Below are 19,038 nucleotides of genomic sequence, written 5' to 3'. Positions count from 1 at the left end.
TTAAAAAGAAAGGGTTCATCACTTCAACTGCTGGAAAAAGCCGAACGATAAAGCTATTGATAGGAATAAATCAGTTGCCTGAATTTAAGTAAGGCAACTGATCAGAACTTCTGTGAACGAGTACTAGCACCTAGCACCTAGCACCTAGCACCTAGCACCTAGCACCTAGCACCTTAGAGCTTTGCGAATGCATCTTGCAGTGGTGGTACTACTTGCTTTTTACGGCTCAGTACGCCGTCTAGCCATACTTTTCCGTCTTTGGGCGTTACACCATAAGCAGTTTCAACTAGTGTTGCATCGTCAGATACGATCAGCATTTGTGAGCCTTCTTTCATGATGTCGGTAAGTAATAAGAATACCGAGTGGCGTCCACCTTCTTCTTTAAGCTTAGCAATATCAGCTTCAAGGTCTGCTTTAATATCATCAAATACCGCTAGATCGATAACTTCTAATTGACCAATACCAACTAGTTTACCGTTCATGTTGAAGTCTTTAAAATCACGCATTACTAAATCACGCGCTGGAGTATTCTCAACCGCTGACTTAACACGGAACATATCCATGCCTAATTCTTTAAAGTCCTCGATGCCGGCAATTTCAGCAAGCGCTTCAACACATTTAATATCAGCTGTGGTGCAGGTTGGTGATTTGAAAATAACCGTATCACTTAAAATTGCACACATCATGATGCCTGCAATGTCTTTTGGAATTTCAACATTGTAGAAGTCATACATCATTTTAATGATCGTGTTTGAGCAGCCAACAGGGCGGATCCAGCATTCAAGAGGTGTAGAGCTGGTTAAATCGCCTAGTTTATGGTGATCAACAACGCCAACAACGCGAGCTTGATCGATATCATCAGGTGCTTGCGTTTTTTCGGTATGGTCAACGATGTAAACATCTTCACCGGCATAACTTAATTTTAGCTCTGGTGCTTCAAAGCCGAATTTATCAAGAATAAACTGCGTTTCAGGTGATATTTCACCAAGACGAGTTGGAATTGCTGGTTCTTCGATTTGGTTTTTCAAATATGCGAGTGCGATTGCACCACAAATAGAATCTGAATCTGGGATTTTATGACCCACTACATACATTGACATGACGGAACTCCTTAAATTTTGCCGTATTTTAGCAAAGTAATTTAACTTTGACACATTCGCGTTGGTGATTTTTTGTAATATTCAGTCTTAACAGTAGTTAAAAAATTCAACTGCCATTTTTATATGTTTTTGGTTACACTTTAACTAATTGAATCTTTTAGGAAGAACTCAAATGCAGTTAGGTCGCAGGGGCTGGAATAATGTGGTTATTTTTTCCATGCTGTTGATGATTTTCTTTTTTAATGGATTACATACAAAACTCAACAGTGGTTCAGAACAATCTAGTGTGCAAAGTGTATTGCCAGCGCAAAACTTTATTTTAGCTCTAGAGTTTCCCGATCAAAAAATAGAGCGCATAGGCACTTCTTGGCGCGCCACTGCATTAATCAATAATGCACCTGCTAGTTTTTGGCAAGCAACAACAGCAAACCTTGTGGCATTAGTAAATGAATGGCAGAGCATGCAATTGTCGGTCGCTGATAATCAGCAAGCATTCCACAATACCTCAGCTTTGACTGTAGCAACCGTATGGTTGGCAGGCGAGCAACTTCCTTGGTTGTATCAATTATATAGCGCACCACAAGGCTATTATTTATTAGATAAAAGCAACCAGCGCGTGTTATCACTTGATAAAGTAACTGCGCAGCGTTTATTCCCTAGTTTTAATTTTTCACAAAGTGAGCCTAAATAGTATGCCTGAATTACCAGAGGTTGAAGTTAGCCGAATGGGGATCACCCCACATATTTTGCAGCAAACAGTTACAAAGGTGAATATTCATAATCCGAATATGCGTTGGCCTGTGCCGGATGATGTGTACAAAATCGCTAACTTAGCTGTTTTAGCTGTTGAGCGTAGGGCAAAGTATTTGCTACTTGAGTGTGAACTGGGCAGCATTATTTTGCATTTAGGTATGTCGGGTAATTTACGAGTTGTTGAACAAAATGAGCCATTAAAAAAGCATGATCATATCGAGTTTATATTTGCCAACGGTAAAGCACTGAGACTAAATGACCCACGCCGATTTGGTTGTTGTTTATGGCAAGCGCCCGGCGAATGTCATAGCTTACTGAGCAAACTGGGCCCTGAGCCACTCACTGATGAATTTACTGCTAAGCGCGTATATGAGCAGTCACGAAATAAGAAAGTGCCAATCAAACAATTTATTATGGATAACGCTGTGGTGGTTGGTGTGGGTAATATTTACGCTAACGAGTCTCTTTTTAAGGCAGGTATTCATCCAAAACGTGAAGCAGGAAAAGTATCACAAGCGCGCTATCAGCAATTAATCCCTATTATTAAAGATACTTTGGCTGCGGCTATCACCCAAGGTGGCACGACATTAAAAGACTTTGCCCAAAGTGATGGTAAACCAGGTTACTTTGCACAACAGTTATTAGTTTATGGCCGCAAAGGTGAGCCATGTATGGTATGTAAGAAAGCATTAACAGAAATTCGTTTAGGGCAACGTAGTACAGTGTACTGTAGTCAATGCCAAAAATAAGTTAAGGCATGTTGCACTTGAGAGCTGCTATTTGCAGCACTGGGAACAACACGCCTGAGGTATGTATCTGAGTTACAGCTCAAACGGTGCGACGCCGACGGCTGTCATTTTATAACCCACTTGTGCAATGTCGCCACTCCAGGTTTCAGTGCTGATGACGCCGGTAACGACTATGGCATCGTACAAACTTTCAATTGGCACGCCGCCTTTAATTGTCACATGAACAATTTGATTCGGTGGTGGTGGTGGCACGTGGATGCAAGCACCAAAGTAAGGCACTAATAAAAACTCAGTAATCATTTCGCTGTCACCTTCAAGAGGTACTACAAACCCAGGTAAGCTGACTGATTGGCCATTGAGTTCCTTAACAATTGGTGCATCTAGATCAGGTTGCACCCAATTTTGCTCTGTACCTTCATGGCTAGCTTGATCTTGAGTATCTATTTGTACATGTCCCTTAGGAATTAAATCTTCCCAAAAAATTTCTTTTGGTTCATTGGCATAACTACTAAAATTATAACCAAAGCTAAAAATAACTAAGCAAAGCAAAGTGAGCTTTTGAAAGTACTGCATGATATTCCTCTTAAATTTTAATGCTCATGCCATCAGACAATGAGTAAAAATAGGCGCGGGTGGCTGGTATCAAACCAACGATAAAGCCGGCCGCCATAATAGCGCCGATCAATACCAGTTCATAGCTCGATAGCATCGCAATGGTGATTGTGATGCCGACATTACTTTGCAAGTAACCTGTGGCAAGAGACATTAATAAATAAAATAACCCACAACCTACTAGGCAACCTAAAAAGGTTATCAGTAGTGATTCTATGCTGATCAATGTGAATAAATGCCAAGGACGCGCACCGACAGAGCGTAAAATGGCCAATTCGCGGCGGCGTTGGTTAAGGCTGGCCAATAGGGTCGTTAGCATGCCTAGCAGACTCACGAGTACCACTACGACAGAAAACAGCAACAAGATTTTTTCAACAATTGTCAGCATTTCCCATAGCTCACGCAAAGTTACACCAGGCATGATGGCAAGCAACGCTTCAGGTTTGTACTGATTGATATTGCGCCTTACTTGTAACGTATAAAGCGGAGAATCAAAACCCACTAAAAACGCGGTGATTTGCTTAGGTTCGCCTGTTAGAACATCATGCTGTTCATGTTCATGTTCATGTTCATGTTCATGGCTGGTGTGGTTACCGCTGTGGATCAGTTCAATAGCCGCTAATGGAATATGTAGGGTTTTATCAACTGGCGTGCCCGTCGCATCTAAAATGCCCACCACAGTGAAGGGATTATCATCATGATGATGGAAGCTGGTATTACCCATACCGTGTGAAATAACGATACTATCGCCCAGTGAATAGCCTAGCTTCGCTGCTACCTGCGCGCCCAGTACGACCTCATTTAAATGGGCGAAGGCGCGGCCTTGGCTAAAACTAAGCTGCTGCTTTTTAGCAAATTTATAATGTTGAAAATAATCAGCTGAAGTGCCCAGTACCGCTTGGCCTTTATGGCTGTCCCCTAGTGATAGCGGAATGGTCCAGTTGACGCCGCGTTGCTGTTTTATATATTGGTAGCTTTGCCAGCTAACGCCATTGTTAGCATGACCAATGCGAAAAACCGAAGACAATAACAGCTGTATATCTCCGGTACGAGCGCCAACAATTAGATCAGTACCAGAAATGGTATTACTAAAACTACTTTTGGCATCAACCCGCACTCGCTCAATACTCAGCAATAACATGACACTAACAGCAATAGTAAACAGAGTTAAGAATGCACTGGCGCGGCGATTATATAAGCTACTAATAGCAAGTTTTAAGAGGATCATTTACCTTGCTCCTGTAGCGACAGTAAATCAATGTTGCGATTAAAAAGCGGTTGTAAGCTGGTATCATGGCTGACAAAAAGTAAGGTGCTATTCGCTTCGTTTGCTTGTGTAAAAAGTAAGTTGATAAAGGACTGGCGATTGTTTGCATCAAGAGCAGACGTTGGCTCATCGGCAATTATCAATTCTGGGCTGCCAATAAAGGCGCGCGCCGCCGCGACTCGCTGTTGCTGGCCAATACTCAAACTAGCGACATTTTGTTGATGTAATTGCTCGTCTAAGCCCAGTGCATTTAATAGCCTTGAGGCCTCTTGATTAAGGGTTGGGCTATTGATTAATGCTTTTTTTTGCCGTGGTTTTGAAAATTGGCAACCTAATGTGACATTATCAATCGGTGATAGGTAAGGAAGTAAATTAAAATTTTGAAAGATATACCCAATATGCTCAGCGCGAAACTTATCGCATTTACTTTTACTTAATTGACCCAGTTCACAGCCTAAAATACTCAGTTGGCCTGATGTAGGGCGGTTGATGCCTGCAAGTAACGATAATAAAGTGGATTTACCACAGCCGCTAGGGCCATGTAAAAACACATGTTCGCCTTTAGCAATGCTAAGTGTTGCAATTGCTAAAGTGGGTTTGACTTGTTGTTTTTGCCATTTAAAACTTAGCTGCTGTATATTAATCATCACGTAAATTACTACTGGATTTTGATGTTATCTTATAACGTGTATAATAAAATACCAACTAAACTGCGTTAAATCACATAGTGCTTTAATTGTGATTTCCCCCGGTCTCGATTATTATTAGCGGCTTATAACCCCATACCCATACGATCGCCCTTACAGGGCGTGCCATATACTCGGAGATAGCATGACTAGCTATAAAGTTTTAGACGTAAACGATGACTTACCAATACGCACAAAGGGCCCAGTTCACAGTGGCAAAGTTCGTTCAGTTTATTGGTTAACAGACGAAGACAGCGCGCGTTTGATCAGCGAAAAAGGTTACCAAGTACCAAAGGGTACAGAACTGGCTATTATGGTTATTTCTGATCGTATCTCCGCGTTTGATTGTATATGGCAAGGCGAAAATGGTTTAAATGGCGTGCCAGGTAAAGGGGTCGCATTAAACACAGTTGCTGCTCATTGGTTTAAGTTATTTGATCAGGCAGGCCTTGCGGGAAATCATATTGTTGATATTCCACATCCGTATGTGTGGATTGTCCGTAAAGCCAGTACTGTGAAAGTAGAGGCAATTGCTCGTCAATATATTACAGGCAGCATGTGGCGTGATTACGGTAAAGGTATTCGCAACTTTTGTGGTTTAGAGCTGCCAGATGGCTTAACTGCGAACCAAAAATTAGACGAAGTACTTATTACGCCATCAACAAAAGGTATTATTACTGGCGTTGCAGATATTCCTGCGGTGGATGATGTCAATATTACCCGCGATAATATTTTAAATAACTTAGCCGTATTTAACTTTAAATCAGCGGAAGATGTTACTAAGTATGAGCAATTACTGGTTGAAGGATTTACTCTGATAAGTGAAGAGTTGGCTAAATTAGGTCAAATATTCGTTGATACTAAATTTGAGTTTGGTTATGTGGAAGACTTAAATGGTACTAATAAACTAATTTATATTGATGAGGTAGGCACGCCAGACTCATCACGTATTTGGGATGAATTAGCTTATCAAGATGGCAAAATTGTTGAGAACTCTAAAGAAGGGTTTCGTCAGTTATTAATTAATAATGTGCCTGATAGTGATGTATTGCTGAATAAAGATCGTATGCCTGAACGTGAGCAACTAGCAAAAGATTACATTTTACCTGAGTCGGTTATGTTATCAGTGTCAGAAACATATGTGGGTATTGCCAGTAAAATTGTTGGCTACAATGTTACGATTCCTGCCGATCCTCGTGCTGAAGTGATTGCTATTTTGGATCAGCAATATGGATTGATTTCCAAGCTTTAATCATTAGTAATCAACTTGCACCATTTTAAAAGCTTAGAGTTTTGCTATTATTTATAGTTACTGGGCTTTTATTCTTGCATTTAGAGTCAGTCTCTAATTAACTTAACCTAAGATTAATTAGAGATACTCATATGTTAGTGTTCGCACAGCAGGGGATGACCAAATGAGATTGCAAGTAATGGTAACAAAAAGCGTTATAACTCTTTTCGCAATGGCGCTTGCAAGTAAAGGTTATGCACAAGATGTTACGCTCAATATCGTTGATCAATATGGGCAGCCTCTCACCAATGCAGTTGTAGAAATTGCTAGCAAAAGCAATAAAAAATTATCGCAGCAGTTACCTGTACTGATAATGGATCAAGTAGATAAGCAGTTTTCACCAACACTTTTGATTGCTCATCAAGGGCAGCAAGTGAACTTTCCTAATAGCGATAATATTCGCCACCACGTGTATTCTTTCTCTGAAGCTAAACCATTTCAGTTAAAGTTATATTCAGGGCAACCAGAAAATCCGATTACATTTGAAAATCAAGGGGTTGTGGTACTTGGCTGTAATATACATGACTCTATGCTAGGGTATATTTATGTTGCAAAAAGCGCTGATGTTTATCAAAGTGATGAGCGTGGAAATGTGCAACTAAGTGGCCTAACTTTGCCAGTACAGCTAACTCTTTGGCATGCTTTACAAAAGAACACACTTGAAGAAAAGCAGCCGCTAACGTTAGCTGTAAATTCACCTCATAGTTTACAAGTGACACTGCAAACAACTGAGCCTAAGCCACGTAATACTTTTGGTAGTAAGTTTAAGGGTGGGAATGACTAATAGTTTAAAAAATCGCATAACTGTTTTATGTGTAGGCTTAGTATTATTAACTACTGTTGTGAGCTTATTTAGTTTTTGGTGGTCGACGAGTCAATTTAATGAAAAAAAGGTCACCCAAGATATTAATGTGGCTGAAAATGTCTATAAGCAGTACCTAGCGTCAAAAGAAAGTTTATTGCTCACAGCTGCAAAAGTACTGACTGCTGATTTTGGTTTTAAACAAGCGGTTGCTACCAAAGATGCAAATACCATTAGTAGCGCATTGTATAATCATAGTCAGCGAATCAATGCTGATTTAATGCTGCTTCTAGATCTGTCAGGAAAGTTAATTTCTACTAATAAGCAGCAAGACTTTAATAATAACTTACAAGAATTAATGAATGAGTTGCTCAATAATACCGAGCAATCTAGTTTTGTTGTGCTACACGAACAATTGTATCAAGTCATTTTACTACCAGTTAAAGCTCCGCGTACTATCGCCTATAGTTTAGTCGGTTTTAAAATTGATGATGAGGTTGCGGTTGAACTAAAAAACTTAACCGGTATGGACGTAAGCTTTATTGCTAAAAGCGATAATTTGGTTAAAAGCTCTTTGTTAGAGCGTCCAAGCCCATTTATTCCAAACGAGTATTTTCATAATTCCACCACAAAACGTATTTTTGGTGAACAATTGGTATATCGCAATCGCGATGTACATTTGCCTTCACTTGACGATCATCCCGTTAATGTATTGCTTAGTGCTGATCTAACGCAGAGTTACAGTGAATTTGAGCGATTGTTTTACACGTTAGTCATTCTTGCGTCTTTAACGATTTTTATCGGCGTTATTACCAGTAGTTTATTGGCCAAAAACTTAACCATGCCATTATCACAGTTGGCGAGTTTAGCGCGGCAGTTTGCGCGAGGAAACTACAGTGTTGATGCGATGAGTAAAAACCAAAGCAATGAAATAGCTACATTAATTGATGCTTTTAAAAACATGGGTAATGATATCCAAGAGCGTGAACAACAAATTAGCTTTGCCGCAAAGCATGATTCTTTAACTGGTTTTTATAATCGTTCTGCAATGCTGGAAGTATTGAGCGAAAATCTTCAACAAGACCAAGAATACACCTTAGTTGCAATCGATATTCGTGGTCTTAGGCATATTAACGATAAGCTAGGAGCTCGTATTGGTGATGATTGCTTAAAAGCTGTCGCGTTACGTATTGCTGAGTTTTCAGATGAGTTTGGTGGTTTACATGCACGTATTGGTGGGGATGAATTTTTAACCGCTTTTCCTAGTAGTGTGGGGCGTAATCTTAAAAGTGGAATAGTCGGATTAATGGCGCAGTTACAAGCGGGTTATACTATTCAAAAGCTTAAAATAAACTTACGCTTTAGTGCTGGTGTGGTGGAGTATCCTTCGCAAGGGTTGCAAGCAGATGATTTAATGCGTCGGGTATTGATTGCTGTGGATAGTGCAGCCAGTGCCCATGAAAATATTCATTACTACCTGCCCGGAGAAGATGAAGCGCATCTTGATAGGCTCATCATGATCGACGAGCTCAAGCAAGCGATTCATGATGACGATGGTCAACTGTTTATGACCTATCAGCCTAAACTACATATCGCTACACAACAAATCAATAAAGTGGAATCGCTTATTCGTTGGCAACGCAAGGATGGTAGTTGGGTATCGCCGGAGCTATTTATTGATCTAGCTGAACAATCGGGATTGATTGTTGACCTTACTGGTTGGGTGGTGAAAACAGTGATAGCACAGGTTGGACTTTGGCAGCAACAGGGTATTTATATGCAAGCTGCAATTAATGTTTCAGCCCAAGATATCGCTTACCCCGGCTTTCACTCCAATTTAATTAGTACTTTAAAACAGTTTTCAGTTGCACCGGCGCTTATCACGATTGAATTAACTGAGCGCGATATGATTGAAAATGAAGAAAAGGGCATTCACGCGCTGGAGAATCTTAAAGCGATCGGTGTCAAAATTTCTCTTGATGATTATGGGGTTGGGCAAACATCGCTTGGGCGCTTGAAAATGTTACCTATTGACGAGCTGAAGTTAGATAAATGTTTTATTCTTAAACTTGATGAATCTGAAAAGGATCAGTTTATTGTTGAATCCACAATTACCTTAGGTCATCAGCTTGGCTTCTCTGTCGTAGCCGAAGGGGTTGAAACATTAGGATCGCTAGAGCTGTTACAAAAAATGCAGTGTGACCATGTGCAAGGGTATTATCTAAGTCGTCCACTCAAAGCAGATGCGTTTGAGCAATGGTTGGAGCAGTATAATGAGAAAGCTTAAATTATTATTTTTAACTGTTATCGCATTATCTGCATTTAATAGCTTTGCCTCAAAAGGCAAGCTGCTAGCAACGCCAGGAGTATCGCAAGTAGAAGGTAGTGGTGGTGGTGGTATCGTGCCTTGGGCGCAGCTTGCGGGTTATGCCAGCGAAGATGAGTTTTCTATTAATGGCTTTTGTAGTCGGGCTGATGTTACCGATTACAGCTTAGATGTATGCGGTGCCCAAGTTAACTTATTTAATCGCGTTGAGCTTAGCTATGCACAGCAAAACTTTTCTGTGCCGGCGCTAAATACCGAGATAGAACAAGAAATCATCGGTGTTAAGATTAGGCTCTATGGTGATATTGTTTATAGTGACTGGCCTCAAGTTACCTTGGGAGTACAACATAAATCACTTGATGATGGTGCAGTCGCGACATTAGTAGGGGCTAAGGATACCTCCGGTACTGATATTTACCTTGCTGCAAGCAAGCTACATTTAGGGGCCATTGCAGGTTATAACTGGTTTTGGAATGTTACCACGCGTTATAGTGAAGCAAATCAGCTTGGCTTACTTGGATACGGTGGAGCGAATAGCAATGAAAAACTCTTATTTGAAGCTAGTACTGCCATTTTTCTTAATCGAGAAGTTGCTGTTGGAATAGAGTATCGTCAAAAATCAAATAATCTCGGATTGGGTGAGCAAGATTGGCAAGATGTGTTTGTTGCTTGGATGCCAAATAAATACGTAAGTGTGACTGCCGCATACCTTGATTTAGGTAGTATTGCTGGAGCAAAAGACCAAACCGGTTGGTACTTATCGGTAACAGGATATTGGTAATGGAAAAAATACTAACAACGATAGTGTTAATAGCCAGCTTAGCTGGTTGTTCATCGGCTTCAAATCTAACGTTGTATCAGCAACTTGATGGTAAAGCAGGGCTACAAAGACTGGTTGATAGTTTCATTAATCAAATCGGTAATGACGAACAAATTATTCATTACTTTGAGCATGCAAATATTAGCCATTTCCGCGAAGGCTTTATTAATCATTTGTGTGTATTAACTGATGGGCCCTGTGAGTACACGCGTGATAGTATGGTTGATATTCATACTGGCATGCACATCACGGAGGCTGACTTTAATCATGTGGTTGATTTGTTAATCAATGCCATGAATGAACAAAATATTAGTCATACAGTGCAAAATAAAATACTCGCGAAAATGGCACCACTGAGAGCTGAAATTATTAAGATTTAGTGATCCAGTAACTTTAAAGCAGCTTCACTGACGTGATGTGGCTTTATTTCGTTAATAATATCTTTTTCAAGTAGCTGATCGCCATTTGCAATTAACGTAATGGCATTAGTTACTTTGGGTGCCACAACACTCCATGGCGAAGTTCCTAAGCCCACAACAGCAACAAAAGGAATATTGAATGCAGCTGCAATATGCATGGGGCCAGAATCGATTGTCAGTAATAAATCAAGCTCACCGATAGCGTCTATCATAGTAATAATCGAGGTTTTCCCAGCAAGGACGACAGAGTCAATTTTTTGCTGGTTTAGCCGCTCCTGTAATTGTTGGGTATCTTCAAGCTCACCGTTATCACCAAAAATATAAAATGTGCAGTCAATATTTTTAGCTATATCAACCATTGCAACAAATGAAAGCTCATTAGGGTAATGACGAAAGCCTTTATTTTTTCCGCCAAAATAAACCCCGATAGATTTTTTGTTCTGTTTAGGGATTAACAGGCTCGGCTCTTTTACGATTGCTGTTTTTGGTATAGAGCTAAACGGATTACCATGGGGCTCATTCACAAGTCGGCAGTAGCGAAATATATAGTGGTGATTTTCGTCTAATTTCAGTTTGTGTGTTAACAGTGGTGAGCGACCATTTTTTGCATAACCTACTCGGTATTTGATACTTGCTAAAAAGCAAAGTATTGCTTCAGACAATGAGTTGCGCATAATTACTGCAAGCTCAATGTTAGCATTTTTGAGTGTTTTTGCCTGTGCCCACATAGAGATTGGTTTGTTATTATCAAAGCGTTCATCCACGATAACACAGTAGTCAGTCTCGCGTTTAAACATCTCAGCTAAGTGAGGTCTAACAAATAAGGTAATGCTTTTAGTTGGATAAAGGTCTTTAAGTAGTTGTAAAGCCGGTGTGCAATTGACTGCATCACCAATAAATTTTGGTAGTACTACTAAAATATTGCCTGTTATTTGGCTGCTTACTATTTGTTGATTATTTTTTTTCATCTAAGTTTAGCCTTTAGAACTGTCAATATTAAGATATTTTAAAATCATCTTTGTATCACATTGTTTGCAATATAATGCCTAGTATAAATGTATATAATTGTAGAAAAAATATTTTTTAGTTTATTCTTGATAATTTAAGTAATTTACAGTGTATATAGAAGCTGGCAAAATTATTGTGCAAAATGTACCGTAACTATTTTAATAATAGGCTCTGGTAGAGAAGGCTTAGTAATATGTAACAGAAGTAAAGGAACACAATGAAAAACATAGTAACTTGCCAATGGCTAAACGAGCACTTAAACGACCCAAAGCTGGTTATCTTTGATGCTGGCATGGTGCGCCCAGGTAAGCTGGGTGAGTATAAACCGCAGGCTAAGTTGCCAAATGCACAACGTTTTGACTTTAAAAAGCAATTAGCCGATCAAGACAATCCGCTACCGCATACCATGTGCAGTGCGGAGCAATTTACTCAGCAGATGCAGTTAATGGGGGTTGATAAAGATTCCTTAGTTATCATCTACGAAGACCAAGGCTTATTTAGTGCTGCAAGAGGTTGGTGGATGTTTAAAGCCATGGGCTTTGATAATGTCAAAGTACTCAGTGGTGGCCTTGCTAAGTGGCAGTCGTTGGGTTATTTAACGCAAATTGAATATAGCCGCCATTATCATAAAGGTAACTTTGTTGCCAAACCGCGAGTTGGTTACTTTATTGATGCGGCTGCAGTCTTTCAGGGCATAGATGATGAACATACCGTACTACTTGATGCACGAGGTTATCAGCGTTATTTAGGTGAAATGGCAGAGCCGAGAGCTGGAATGCGCAGCGGCCATATTCCTAATAGCCGCGCTTTACCTTTTGTTGAATTATTGGGTGATGGCGAAGCAAAACCATTCGCTGATATTAAAGCTGCTTTCGAGGCTGTACTTGGCGATCAAGCAGATCTGCAAACTACCTTGCAATTTAGTTGTGGCTCCGGCGTTACTGCATGTATCTTGGCGTTATTTGCCGATGAGTGTGGATATGAAAATCTGCATGTTTATGACGGCTCATGGAGTGAGTGGGGCGGCCGAGACGAACTACCTATCGAAACGGGTCCTTGTCCTTCGCGTTAAAAGGCAAATCCGTAGTGCTGCCAGTAATCAATGGCTTTTTTATTGAGAGGCTGGCGTACTTGTACTTTGCTTGCTGTTGCCGACGGGCTATGTTGTTTATGAAAATCCAGACACTTAACTTGCCAAGGTAAATCACAAAAATCATAGAGCAGTTGCGTGCTTGTGATTGGCTCTGATACTAATGTTTCGTATTGCATAATCATCACATTATCTGGGTGTTTTGCTGCAAAATGATTTATCAAAGAGCTGTAATCTTGATAAAAACTATTGATGTCTTGCAGGTTATAGCTATAGTGATGAAACGCACTGGCTGGGCTGTACAGTTGGCGGTAATTAGCTATACAGCTAGCTTTTCGGCCTCGTTGCATGCAAATGATTTTAGCCTTCGGGAAAGCCGCTAAAATTAAATCGATATAGTAAAAATTAAATGGCTGTTTGTCGCAGCTGCGTAGCTGTGGTGCTACTAGTTGACTAATACGCTGTTTATACTGACTCAACTGCGCCATTAACGCAGCACTTTTATATGCGTCATTGAGCACCACGCTATTTAATGGTTGAGCATTATTACCTTGGCAAAGCTGGGCAATATCATTGAGTTCACCAACACCTTGCACCAGATCTGATTGATTCATTATTTTTTCTAGCAAAGTAGTCCCTGAGCGCGGCATACCAACAATAAATATCGGGGTAAAATCGTTGTCGCTTAAGGACGGCGTATACCTGTGACTTAAGGTTATCAGTTGCTGGCAAAATGCTTTGTGAGCTTGCGCATCATATTTTACATGCTGACAGATCGCTTGCTTACTTGTAGTAAAGTGGGCAAAGGCTTGCTTATAATCAGCGCAGTGCTCGTAATTGAGTGCAATCGCATGGTGCAGAAATTGTTGCTGCATCGGCGTTTTAGCGTATTCGGTTAAAGTTAACAGCTGTTGTAAATGCTGCTTAGCCTGCTTGTTATTGTTAAGTTCAGCGAGCGAGTAGTGAGCTTGAAGATGCTGCGGATGTAACTCTGTAAGTGTACGCAGTAGCTGTATAGCATCATTCAATTGCCCCATGATTTTATAGGCCACAGCTAAGTTATAACTTATTTGCGGATTGTTAGGGGCTTGTTGATAGGCCCGTAATTGCCACTCGAGCGCCAGTGGATAATGGCCTAAACGAGTGAGTACATTAGCAATTAAATCGCATTCAATAACTTCATAATATGGATGTTTTATTGCTTCAGTTATATATTGCTGCGCATCTAACAGCTGCCCGCGCAGTACGGCAAATTTGGCTGAGTGAGCAAAATATAAAGGTAGGGGCTCAATACTAATCGCCTTGCTTAAGAGTTTATTTGCTTTGCTTATATCATTTGCTGCAACATTTACTTGCGCTAGCAAAAAATAGCTAAAGTGATCATCTGGTGTGTTTTTAATATTACTGATCAGTAATAAATGCGCGTCATTAAGCTTGCTATGATTAATAGCGTGCTCAATTTGTTGTTGTAGGTTTTTTTGTATCGATGTCAGCATGGCAATAAGCATAAAAGCCTTGGCGTAAAACACCAAGGCTTTTTTAATTTATAGATAACCGTTATTACAGTTCAAAGTTATACGTAAACTTCATGCCGATAGTACGCGGTGTTGTAGTGTAGTGACCATACACACGCTGTAGTTCAGGCAGCTCTTTATTTAGCTCTTCATATTTTGCCATACCTGCCCATGATTTATCACGTCGTACCGAAGTAAAGGCATACTTATCGAATAAATTATCAACATAAATAGTGGCAGACCACATATCACCCGTTAGCTTGGCTGATAGATTACTCAATGCATAGCCTGCAAGTGTTTCACCATCGGCTTTTAAGCCAACTTTAGTGATCACGTCACTTTGCGCTGTCATACCGTAGTTAATGCTCAGTAGTTTATCGTCTAGTACATCTTGTTCATAACGCAGGCCGAATGAAAGCTGATGCTCAGGCGCGCCTGGTAGGCGGTCGCCGTCAGTACCATCGTAGTATGCTTGATACTGTGTATATTTTTTATCTAATGTACCTAATAAACCTGGTGCATCCTCGGTTAGCTCAGCTTTTGCATAGGCGTAAGTTGCGTAGGCCGTCCAGTTATCAGCAATTATAGCGCGAGAAGAAATTTCCACGCCTTTTGAATTGGCAGCACCTGCATTAGAGGTGATCAGCTCTTGACCATTCACAGTTGCAGTACCAACTTGCGCATCTTTCCAATCAACATTAAATAATGCCGCGTTAAAGTGTAGACGATTTTTAAACCAGCTCGATTTAAAACCCAGTTCATAGTTTACTGTTGTATCTGGTTTATAATCTTCTTCATCTGGGTATGCACAAACAATTTGTTGATCTGGCAATACATCTGGGCAAGGTGCAATACCGTTACCACCGCCGATTCTAAAGCCTTCACTTACGGTAAAATAAGCAAGCACTCCTGAATCAAAGGTGTAGCTGGCATTAAATTTAAATAGATTACCGTTGTCGCTAGCGCTTACGTTCTCCATCGCTAAATCGTCAAGAGAGTCAAAGTTAAGCGAAAATAACGGTGTTGCAGAACCCGCCGTGGTTGATACATCATATTCGTAAAAACGCGCACCAAGGGTTACATTGAATTGATCGGTAAACGCATAACCTACTTCACCAAATAGCGCTTTTTCAGTGGTTTCAGAGTCACTGACTAAAATATACTCGAGATCTTGTTGTAGATTAGGAATATCATCGCCCCCAAACTCAGTTAAACCGGGTGTGTATTCGCGATCGTCTGAGTGAGTTTCAAGCTTGTTGTAGTAACCACCGACAATCCAGTTAAAAGCGCTATCAGAGTTAGACACTAAGCGAATTTCTTGAGTGAAACTATCACGTTTTGAAGTATCCAAAGTTTGCGCTATAAACGCTGGGAATTCTGCATAACCAGTCCAGATGTCGTAAAGCAAATCAGTTTGGTCGCGTTGCCCAGATTGCTCATAGCTTGACCAACCAGAGGCTGAGACAAGTTCAGCAAAGCCTAGATCCGCTTTAATTTCCAAGCTCAATAAGTCGTTTTCTTCTTCACCTGGCTCAAGTATGCGGGCGGCATTTTCGTATTGACCCACCATACCTTGTAAGGCACTGGTGTCACTTAATGAATTATATTGCGATGTAGAATTACCGCCATTTTCTTGTTTTTGATAAAAATAGTTTAGCGTTGCTTCTACTGCTTCGTTGGCTTGCCAACGCAAGGACACGCGTCCTGTGGTAATTTGCTCATCATTTACATCACTGACACTGCGCAAGTTAGCACTAACATCCTGTGGATTGGTAAAATCAGGGTTTGGGTTTGATACGCCTGGGTTTTGTACTACGAAGTTATAATCGATATAACCTGGGTTGGTGTAGTAATTGACGCTAGCGCGAATAGCCAATACATCGTCAATTAACGGCGTATTAAATACTAAACCAAACTCACCGCCAGTGCCGTCACTTTCGTTTAAGCTAAACACATCACCAGTGACTTGGCCTTCGGTAATATCGAGCTGAGGTTGTTTTAATAAGTAACGAATTGCACCACCTAATGTTCCCGCTCCGTATAATGTACCTTGTGGACCGATAAGCACTTCAACACGGTCTACGTCTGTTAAACGTAAATCAATATTAAGTGGGATCTCACCCACGTAAGTGGCAACTGTACCACCATCAGAAATACGATCTGAAGTATTGGTATTTAAGCCACGGACAATAATTGGTGAACCTTCACGGCCACCTTGATCAGAAATAGTTAAACCTGGCACCCAGCGTGCCACATCTTCAAGATCACCAATGTTTTGATCTTTGATCACATCACCATCAAGGGCGGTAATATTAAGTGGTGCTTCTTGCACTGAGCCCGCACGACGAGTCGCGGTAATTTGAATTGTTTCAATTGCTTTTTCTGTTGCAACTTGTTGCTCCGCTGCAACAGCATGACCGGCAGTAAAAAATTGGGCGGCTATTGCGCAAGCGACAATATTAGGCTTGAACTGTTTCATTGATTATCCTGTTTTTTGTTTATCTGGTTGTCATTTTCTAATAAGAAAGCATGTTATAAAAAGATAAACAAGATGGCTGAAAGGGTACGGAAATTAATATGCAATTATATAGATAAAATATTCATCAAAAAACGTTTTTTAGTGCTTTAAAGAGTTTTTATTGCATATTAATATTTGTATGAATTTTTTTCTCTTTATGATTTTTTTGCTATTTTGCATCACTTGTTAATTTTGTGTTTTTGAATGGGCAGTTTTTACAATTGTTTTTACAACATGTACCACGTTTTAAAAAGAACCAGCGTGAGAACACCATATAGTTGTTCTGCATTGTATAATCGAGATTTTCTATTAGGGGATTATGGCTAGAGAAAGAGGCTGCAAAACTAAGCTGATTTTTAAGTGGTTGCTGATAGAGGGCATTTAAAAATAGATTGATTTTAGTCAACGTACAATCTCTGCATAAACAGCTGGTGGTTGTACTATCAAGCGGTAAAATAGCAGGCAGCTCATTGCACCAACAGGCATTGATATCATCAACATTGCAGTTAAGAGTCGCTTGGCATTGCGAGCAGGCTAAAATAGTCATTAGATATATTTTAATCTTCAATGAAATAGTCAGTTACAGGATAACAGATAATTAAAAATGAACAGAGCACAAGCGTTAGCAGAATTCGTCACTTTTGGTAAACACAAAGACGAAGCCATAAGTATTATTGTTGCATCAACAATAGATAACCAGGGCCCAATTTACGTATTGACGCTTGCAACTGTTTTGGATGTGCTCACTCGCTGCCAAGCAGATGAGATTGATTTAGACGACCTGGAGTTGTGGGCGAATGTTATAGAATCTAGAACCGATATCGACTATAGCGCCGTCGAAGGGGTTATCTATGCCCTCAGCAACAGCGAACAAATGGGCGAGCTTGATAAGAGTAAAGTTACGAAGTTGGTTGAATTATTAGCAAGTTAGTAGGGGCTAGGTTCTAGGGATATTGCGGCTAACTTCGCCTTGATATGGCTGAAAATAAAAAACGCGGCATAAAGCCGCGCCTACGATGTGATTGTTATCTGAGGAAATCACTTTCCTAGAGCCTTTTACCTAGCTCCTCTATCCTAAAGTCTATTACTTATGATATCCCAAGCAGGTTTCTACTTCGTTTTTCGAACCTAAAATCACCGCTACGCGTTGGTGGATAGCGTCGGGTTGAATATCCATAATACGTTCTGTGCCAGTTGAGGCGATGCCGCCGGCTTGCTCGATCAGCATAGCCATTGGGTTTGCTTCGTAAAGTAGGCGTAGCTTATTTGGTTTGTTTGGATCTTTAGTGTCGGTTGGGTAGGTAAAAATACCACCGCGACATAACACGCGATGAACATCACCGACCATGGCGGCAATCCAGCGCATGTTAAAGTTACGCGCTCGTGGGCCTGTTTCGCCAGCCATTAAGTCATTTATGTAGTTTTGCATCGCAGGCTGCCAATGGCGTTGATTTGACGCATTGATGGCGTATTCGTTGGTCTCTTCTGGTACTTGGGCAAAATCTTGAGTTAATAAGAAGCTGCCGTGTGTTTTATCTAGCGTGAAGAAACGTGTACCTTTGCCAGTCGTTAATGCAAGCACTGTAGATGGGCCATATAATACATATCCCGCAGCGACTTGGCTTTTACCTGGCTGCATAAAGATACTTTGATCTGCAGGATCTGAGCCTTCAGGCGCTTTCATTACTGAGAAAATAGTACCAACCAGTGAATTGATATCGGTATTTGATGAGCCATCAAGTGGGTCAAACGCAACGATATATTCTGCATTCGGGTTGCCAGCTACTGTGTAGTCTTCTTCTTCAGAAGCTATCGCTTTTACGTAGCCTGACTCCAGTAAAATATCTTTAAGTAGTTGGTTGGTCAGAACATCGAGTTTCTTTTGTGTTTCGCCTTGAATGTTTTCATCAAGCGTTGAACCTAGTACACCGGACAGGGCACCTTGGCCGACGCGGAATGAAATTTCTTTACAGGCCGCTAAAATCGTTCTGATCAATGAGATTAACTCTCTAGGGCAACCGTCTTCAAGTAATACCGGAGGTAGTCTACGCATTCTATTTTCCTGATAACGTTATGGGCCATG

At 40.6% G+C, this 19,038-nt stretch carries 18 protein-coding genes; 9 read left to right on the top strand and 9 right to left on the bottom strand.

The genetic code is table 11. The features are described from left to right. Window positions 1-173: 173 nt before the first annotated feature. Window positions 174-1,100, bottom strand: coding sequence for a manganese-dependent inorganic pyrophosphatase (locus PSR9079_RS21145; protein ID WP_149983161.1), 927 nt, complete (start codon window positions 1,098-1,100; stop codon window positions 174-176). Between the two features lie 172 nt (window positions 1,101-1,272). Between PSR9079_RS21145 and PSR9079_RS21140 the strand changes: the two genes are divergently transcribed. Next, window positions 1,273-1,791 (top strand): hypothetical protein, encoded by a 519-nt coding sequence (locus tag PSR9079_RS21140; protein ID WP_149983160.1) that lies wholly within the window; start codon window positions 1,273-1,275, stop codon window positions 1,789-1,791. 1 nt (window position 1,792) lies between these two features. After that, a complete protein-coding gene (gene mutM / locus PSR9079_RS21135; protein WP_145234708.1) occupies window positions 1,793-2,602 on the top strand; it encodes a bifunctional DNA-formamidopyrimidine glycosylase/DNA-(apurinic or apyrimidinic site) lyase in 810 nt (269 codons plus the stop codon). A 72-nt stretch (window positions 2,603-2,674) separates the two neighbouring features. On the opposite strand, the gene PSR9079_RS21130 is transcribed toward mutM, so the two are convergent. From PSR9079_RS21130 to PSR9079_RS21120, 3 genes are read right to left on the bottom strand one after another with little or no spacing between them, the layout of a single operon-like run. Beyond that, the gene (locus tag PSR9079_RS21130; RefSeq protein WP_149983159.1) at window positions 2,675-3,175 is read right to left on the bottom strand and encodes a DUF3299 domain-containing protein; all 501 of its coding nucleotides are present in this window, start codon (window positions 3,173-3,175) and stop codon (window positions 2,675-2,677) included. Window positions 3,176-3,185: 10 nt separating this feature from the next. Next, window positions 3,186-4,442, bottom strand: a complete 1,257-nt coding sequence (locus PSR9079_RS21125; RefSeq protein ID WP_149983158.1) for an ABC transporter permease — start codon at window positions 4,440-4,442, stop codon at window positions 3,186-3,188. Continuing rightward, window positions 4,439-5,128, bottom strand: a complete 690-nt coding sequence (locus tag PSR9079_RS21120; protein ID WP_149983162.1) for an ABC transporter ATP-binding protein — start codon at window positions 5,126-5,128, stop codon at window positions 4,439-4,441. The genes PSR9079_RS21125 and PSR9079_RS21120 overlap by 4 nt, the downstream gene beginning before the upstream one ends. Before the next feature lie 184 nt (window positions 5,129-5,312). Between PSR9079_RS21120 and PSR9079_RS21115 the strand changes: the two genes are divergently transcribed. From PSR9079_RS21115 to PSR9079_RS21095, 5 genes are all read left to right on the top strand, one after another. Further along, window positions 5,313-6,419, top strand: coding sequence for a phosphoribosylaminoimidazolesuccinocarboxamide synthase (locus tag PSR9079_RS21115; RefSeq protein ID WP_149983157.1), 1,107 nt, complete (start codon window positions 5,313-5,315; stop codon window positions 6,417-6,419). 163 nt (window positions 6,420-6,582) lie between these two features. Continuing rightward, entirely contained in the window at window positions 6,583-7,242 is a 660-nt protein-coding gene (locus tag PSR9079_RS21110; protein WP_149983156.1) for a methylamine utilization protein, read from the top strand. Beyond that, window positions 7,235-9,547: an EAL domain-containing protein gene (locus tag PSR9079_RS21105; protein ID WP_149983155.1), complete on the top strand. Its 2,313-nt coding sequence runs from the start codon at window positions 7,235-7,237 to the stop codon at window positions 9,545-9,547. Before PSR9079_RS21110 ends, PSR9079_RS21105 begins: the two co-directional genes overlap by 8 nt. Then, window positions 9,534-10,367 carry a DUF3034 family protein gene (locus PSR9079_RS21100; RefSeq protein WP_149983154.1) on the top strand — a complete coding sequence of 278 codons (834 nt, stop codon included), beginning with the start codon at window positions 9,534-9,536 and terminating at the stop codon, window positions 10,365-10,367. The genes PSR9079_RS21105 and PSR9079_RS21100 overlap by 14 nt, the downstream gene beginning before the upstream one ends. Then, window positions 10,367-10,786 (top strand): group I truncated hemoglobin, encoded by a 420-nt coding sequence (locus tag PSR9079_RS21095; protein WP_149983153.1) that lies wholly within the window; start codon window positions 10,367-10,369, stop codon window positions 10,784-10,786. Before PSR9079_RS21100 ends, PSR9079_RS21095 begins: the two co-directional genes overlap by 1 nt. On the opposite strand, the gene PSR9079_RS21090 is transcribed toward PSR9079_RS21095, so the two are convergent. After that, window positions 10,783-11,793 (bottom strand): glycosyltransferase family 9 protein, encoded by a 1,011-nt coding sequence (locus PSR9079_RS21090; protein WP_149983152.1) that lies wholly within the window; start codon window positions 11,791-11,793, stop codon window positions 10,783-10,785. The genes PSR9079_RS21095 and PSR9079_RS21090 overlap by 4 nt on opposite strands. Before the next feature lie 257 nt (window positions 11,794-12,050). Here PSR9079_RS21090 and PSR9079_RS21085 point away from each other — a divergent pair, with 257 nt between their 5' ends. Beyond that, window positions 12,051-12,905 carry a sulfurtransferase gene (locus PSR9079_RS21085; protein ID WP_149983151.1) on the top strand — a complete coding sequence of 285 codons (855 nt, stop codon included), beginning with the start codon at window positions 12,051-12,053 and terminating at the stop codon, window positions 12,903-12,905. Here PSR9079_RS21085 and PSR9079_RS21080 read toward each other — a convergent pair. The 3 genes from PSR9079_RS21080 to PSR9079_RS21070 all read right to left on the bottom strand — a co-directional run bounded on the left by PSR9079_RS21080 (window position 12,902) and on the right by PSR9079_RS21070 (window position 17,502). Continuing rightward, on the bottom strand, window positions 12,902-14,419 hold the full coding sequence (locus tag PSR9079_RS21080; RefSeq protein WP_246175626.1) for a tetratricopeptide repeat-containing sulfotransferase family protein: 1,518 nt from the start codon (window positions 14,417-14,419) through the stop codon (window positions 12,902-12,904). The genes PSR9079_RS21085 and PSR9079_RS21080 overlap by 4 nt on opposite strands. 64 nt (window positions 14,420-14,483) lie before the next feature. After that, window positions 14,484-16,916, bottom strand: coding sequence for a TonB-dependent receptor (locus tag PSR9079_RS21075; protein ID WP_149983149.1), 2,433 nt, complete (start codon window positions 16,914-16,916; stop codon window positions 14,484-14,486). Window positions 16,917-17,124: 208 nt separating this feature from the next. Further along, entirely contained in the window at window positions 17,125-17,502 is a 378-nt protein-coding gene (locus PSR9079_RS21070) for a DUF5522 domain-containing protein (protein WP_145234736.1), read from the bottom strand. A 57-nt stretch (window positions 17,503-17,559) separates the two neighbouring features. Between PSR9079_RS21070 and PSR9079_RS21065 the strand changes: the two genes are divergently transcribed. Next, entirely contained in the window at window positions 17,560-17,886 is a 327-nt protein-coding gene (locus PSR9079_RS21065) for a hypothetical protein (protein ID WP_149983148.1), read from the top strand. A gap of 153 nt (window positions 17,887-18,039) precedes the next feature. On the opposite strand, the gene PSR9079_RS21060 is transcribed toward PSR9079_RS21065, so the two are convergent. Continuing rightward, on the bottom strand, window positions 18,040-19,008 hold the full coding sequence (locus tag PSR9079_RS21060) for a class 1 fructose-bisphosphatase (RefSeq protein ID WP_145234740.1): 969 nt from the start codon (window positions 19,006-19,008) through the stop codon (window positions 18,040-18,042). Window positions 19,009-19,038 lie beyond the last annotated feature (30 nt).

Origin of the sequence: Pseudoalteromonas rhizosphaerae, from assembly GCF_902498845.1 — a bacterium.
GTDB classification, from domain to species: Bacteria; Pseudomonadota; Gammaproteobacteria; order Enterobacterales; family Alteromonadaceae; genus Pseudoalteromonas; species Pseudoalteromonas rhizosphaerae.
Note: the sequence above shows the minus strand (reverse complement) of the source record. Positions and strands in the feature narration are given on the sequence as shown.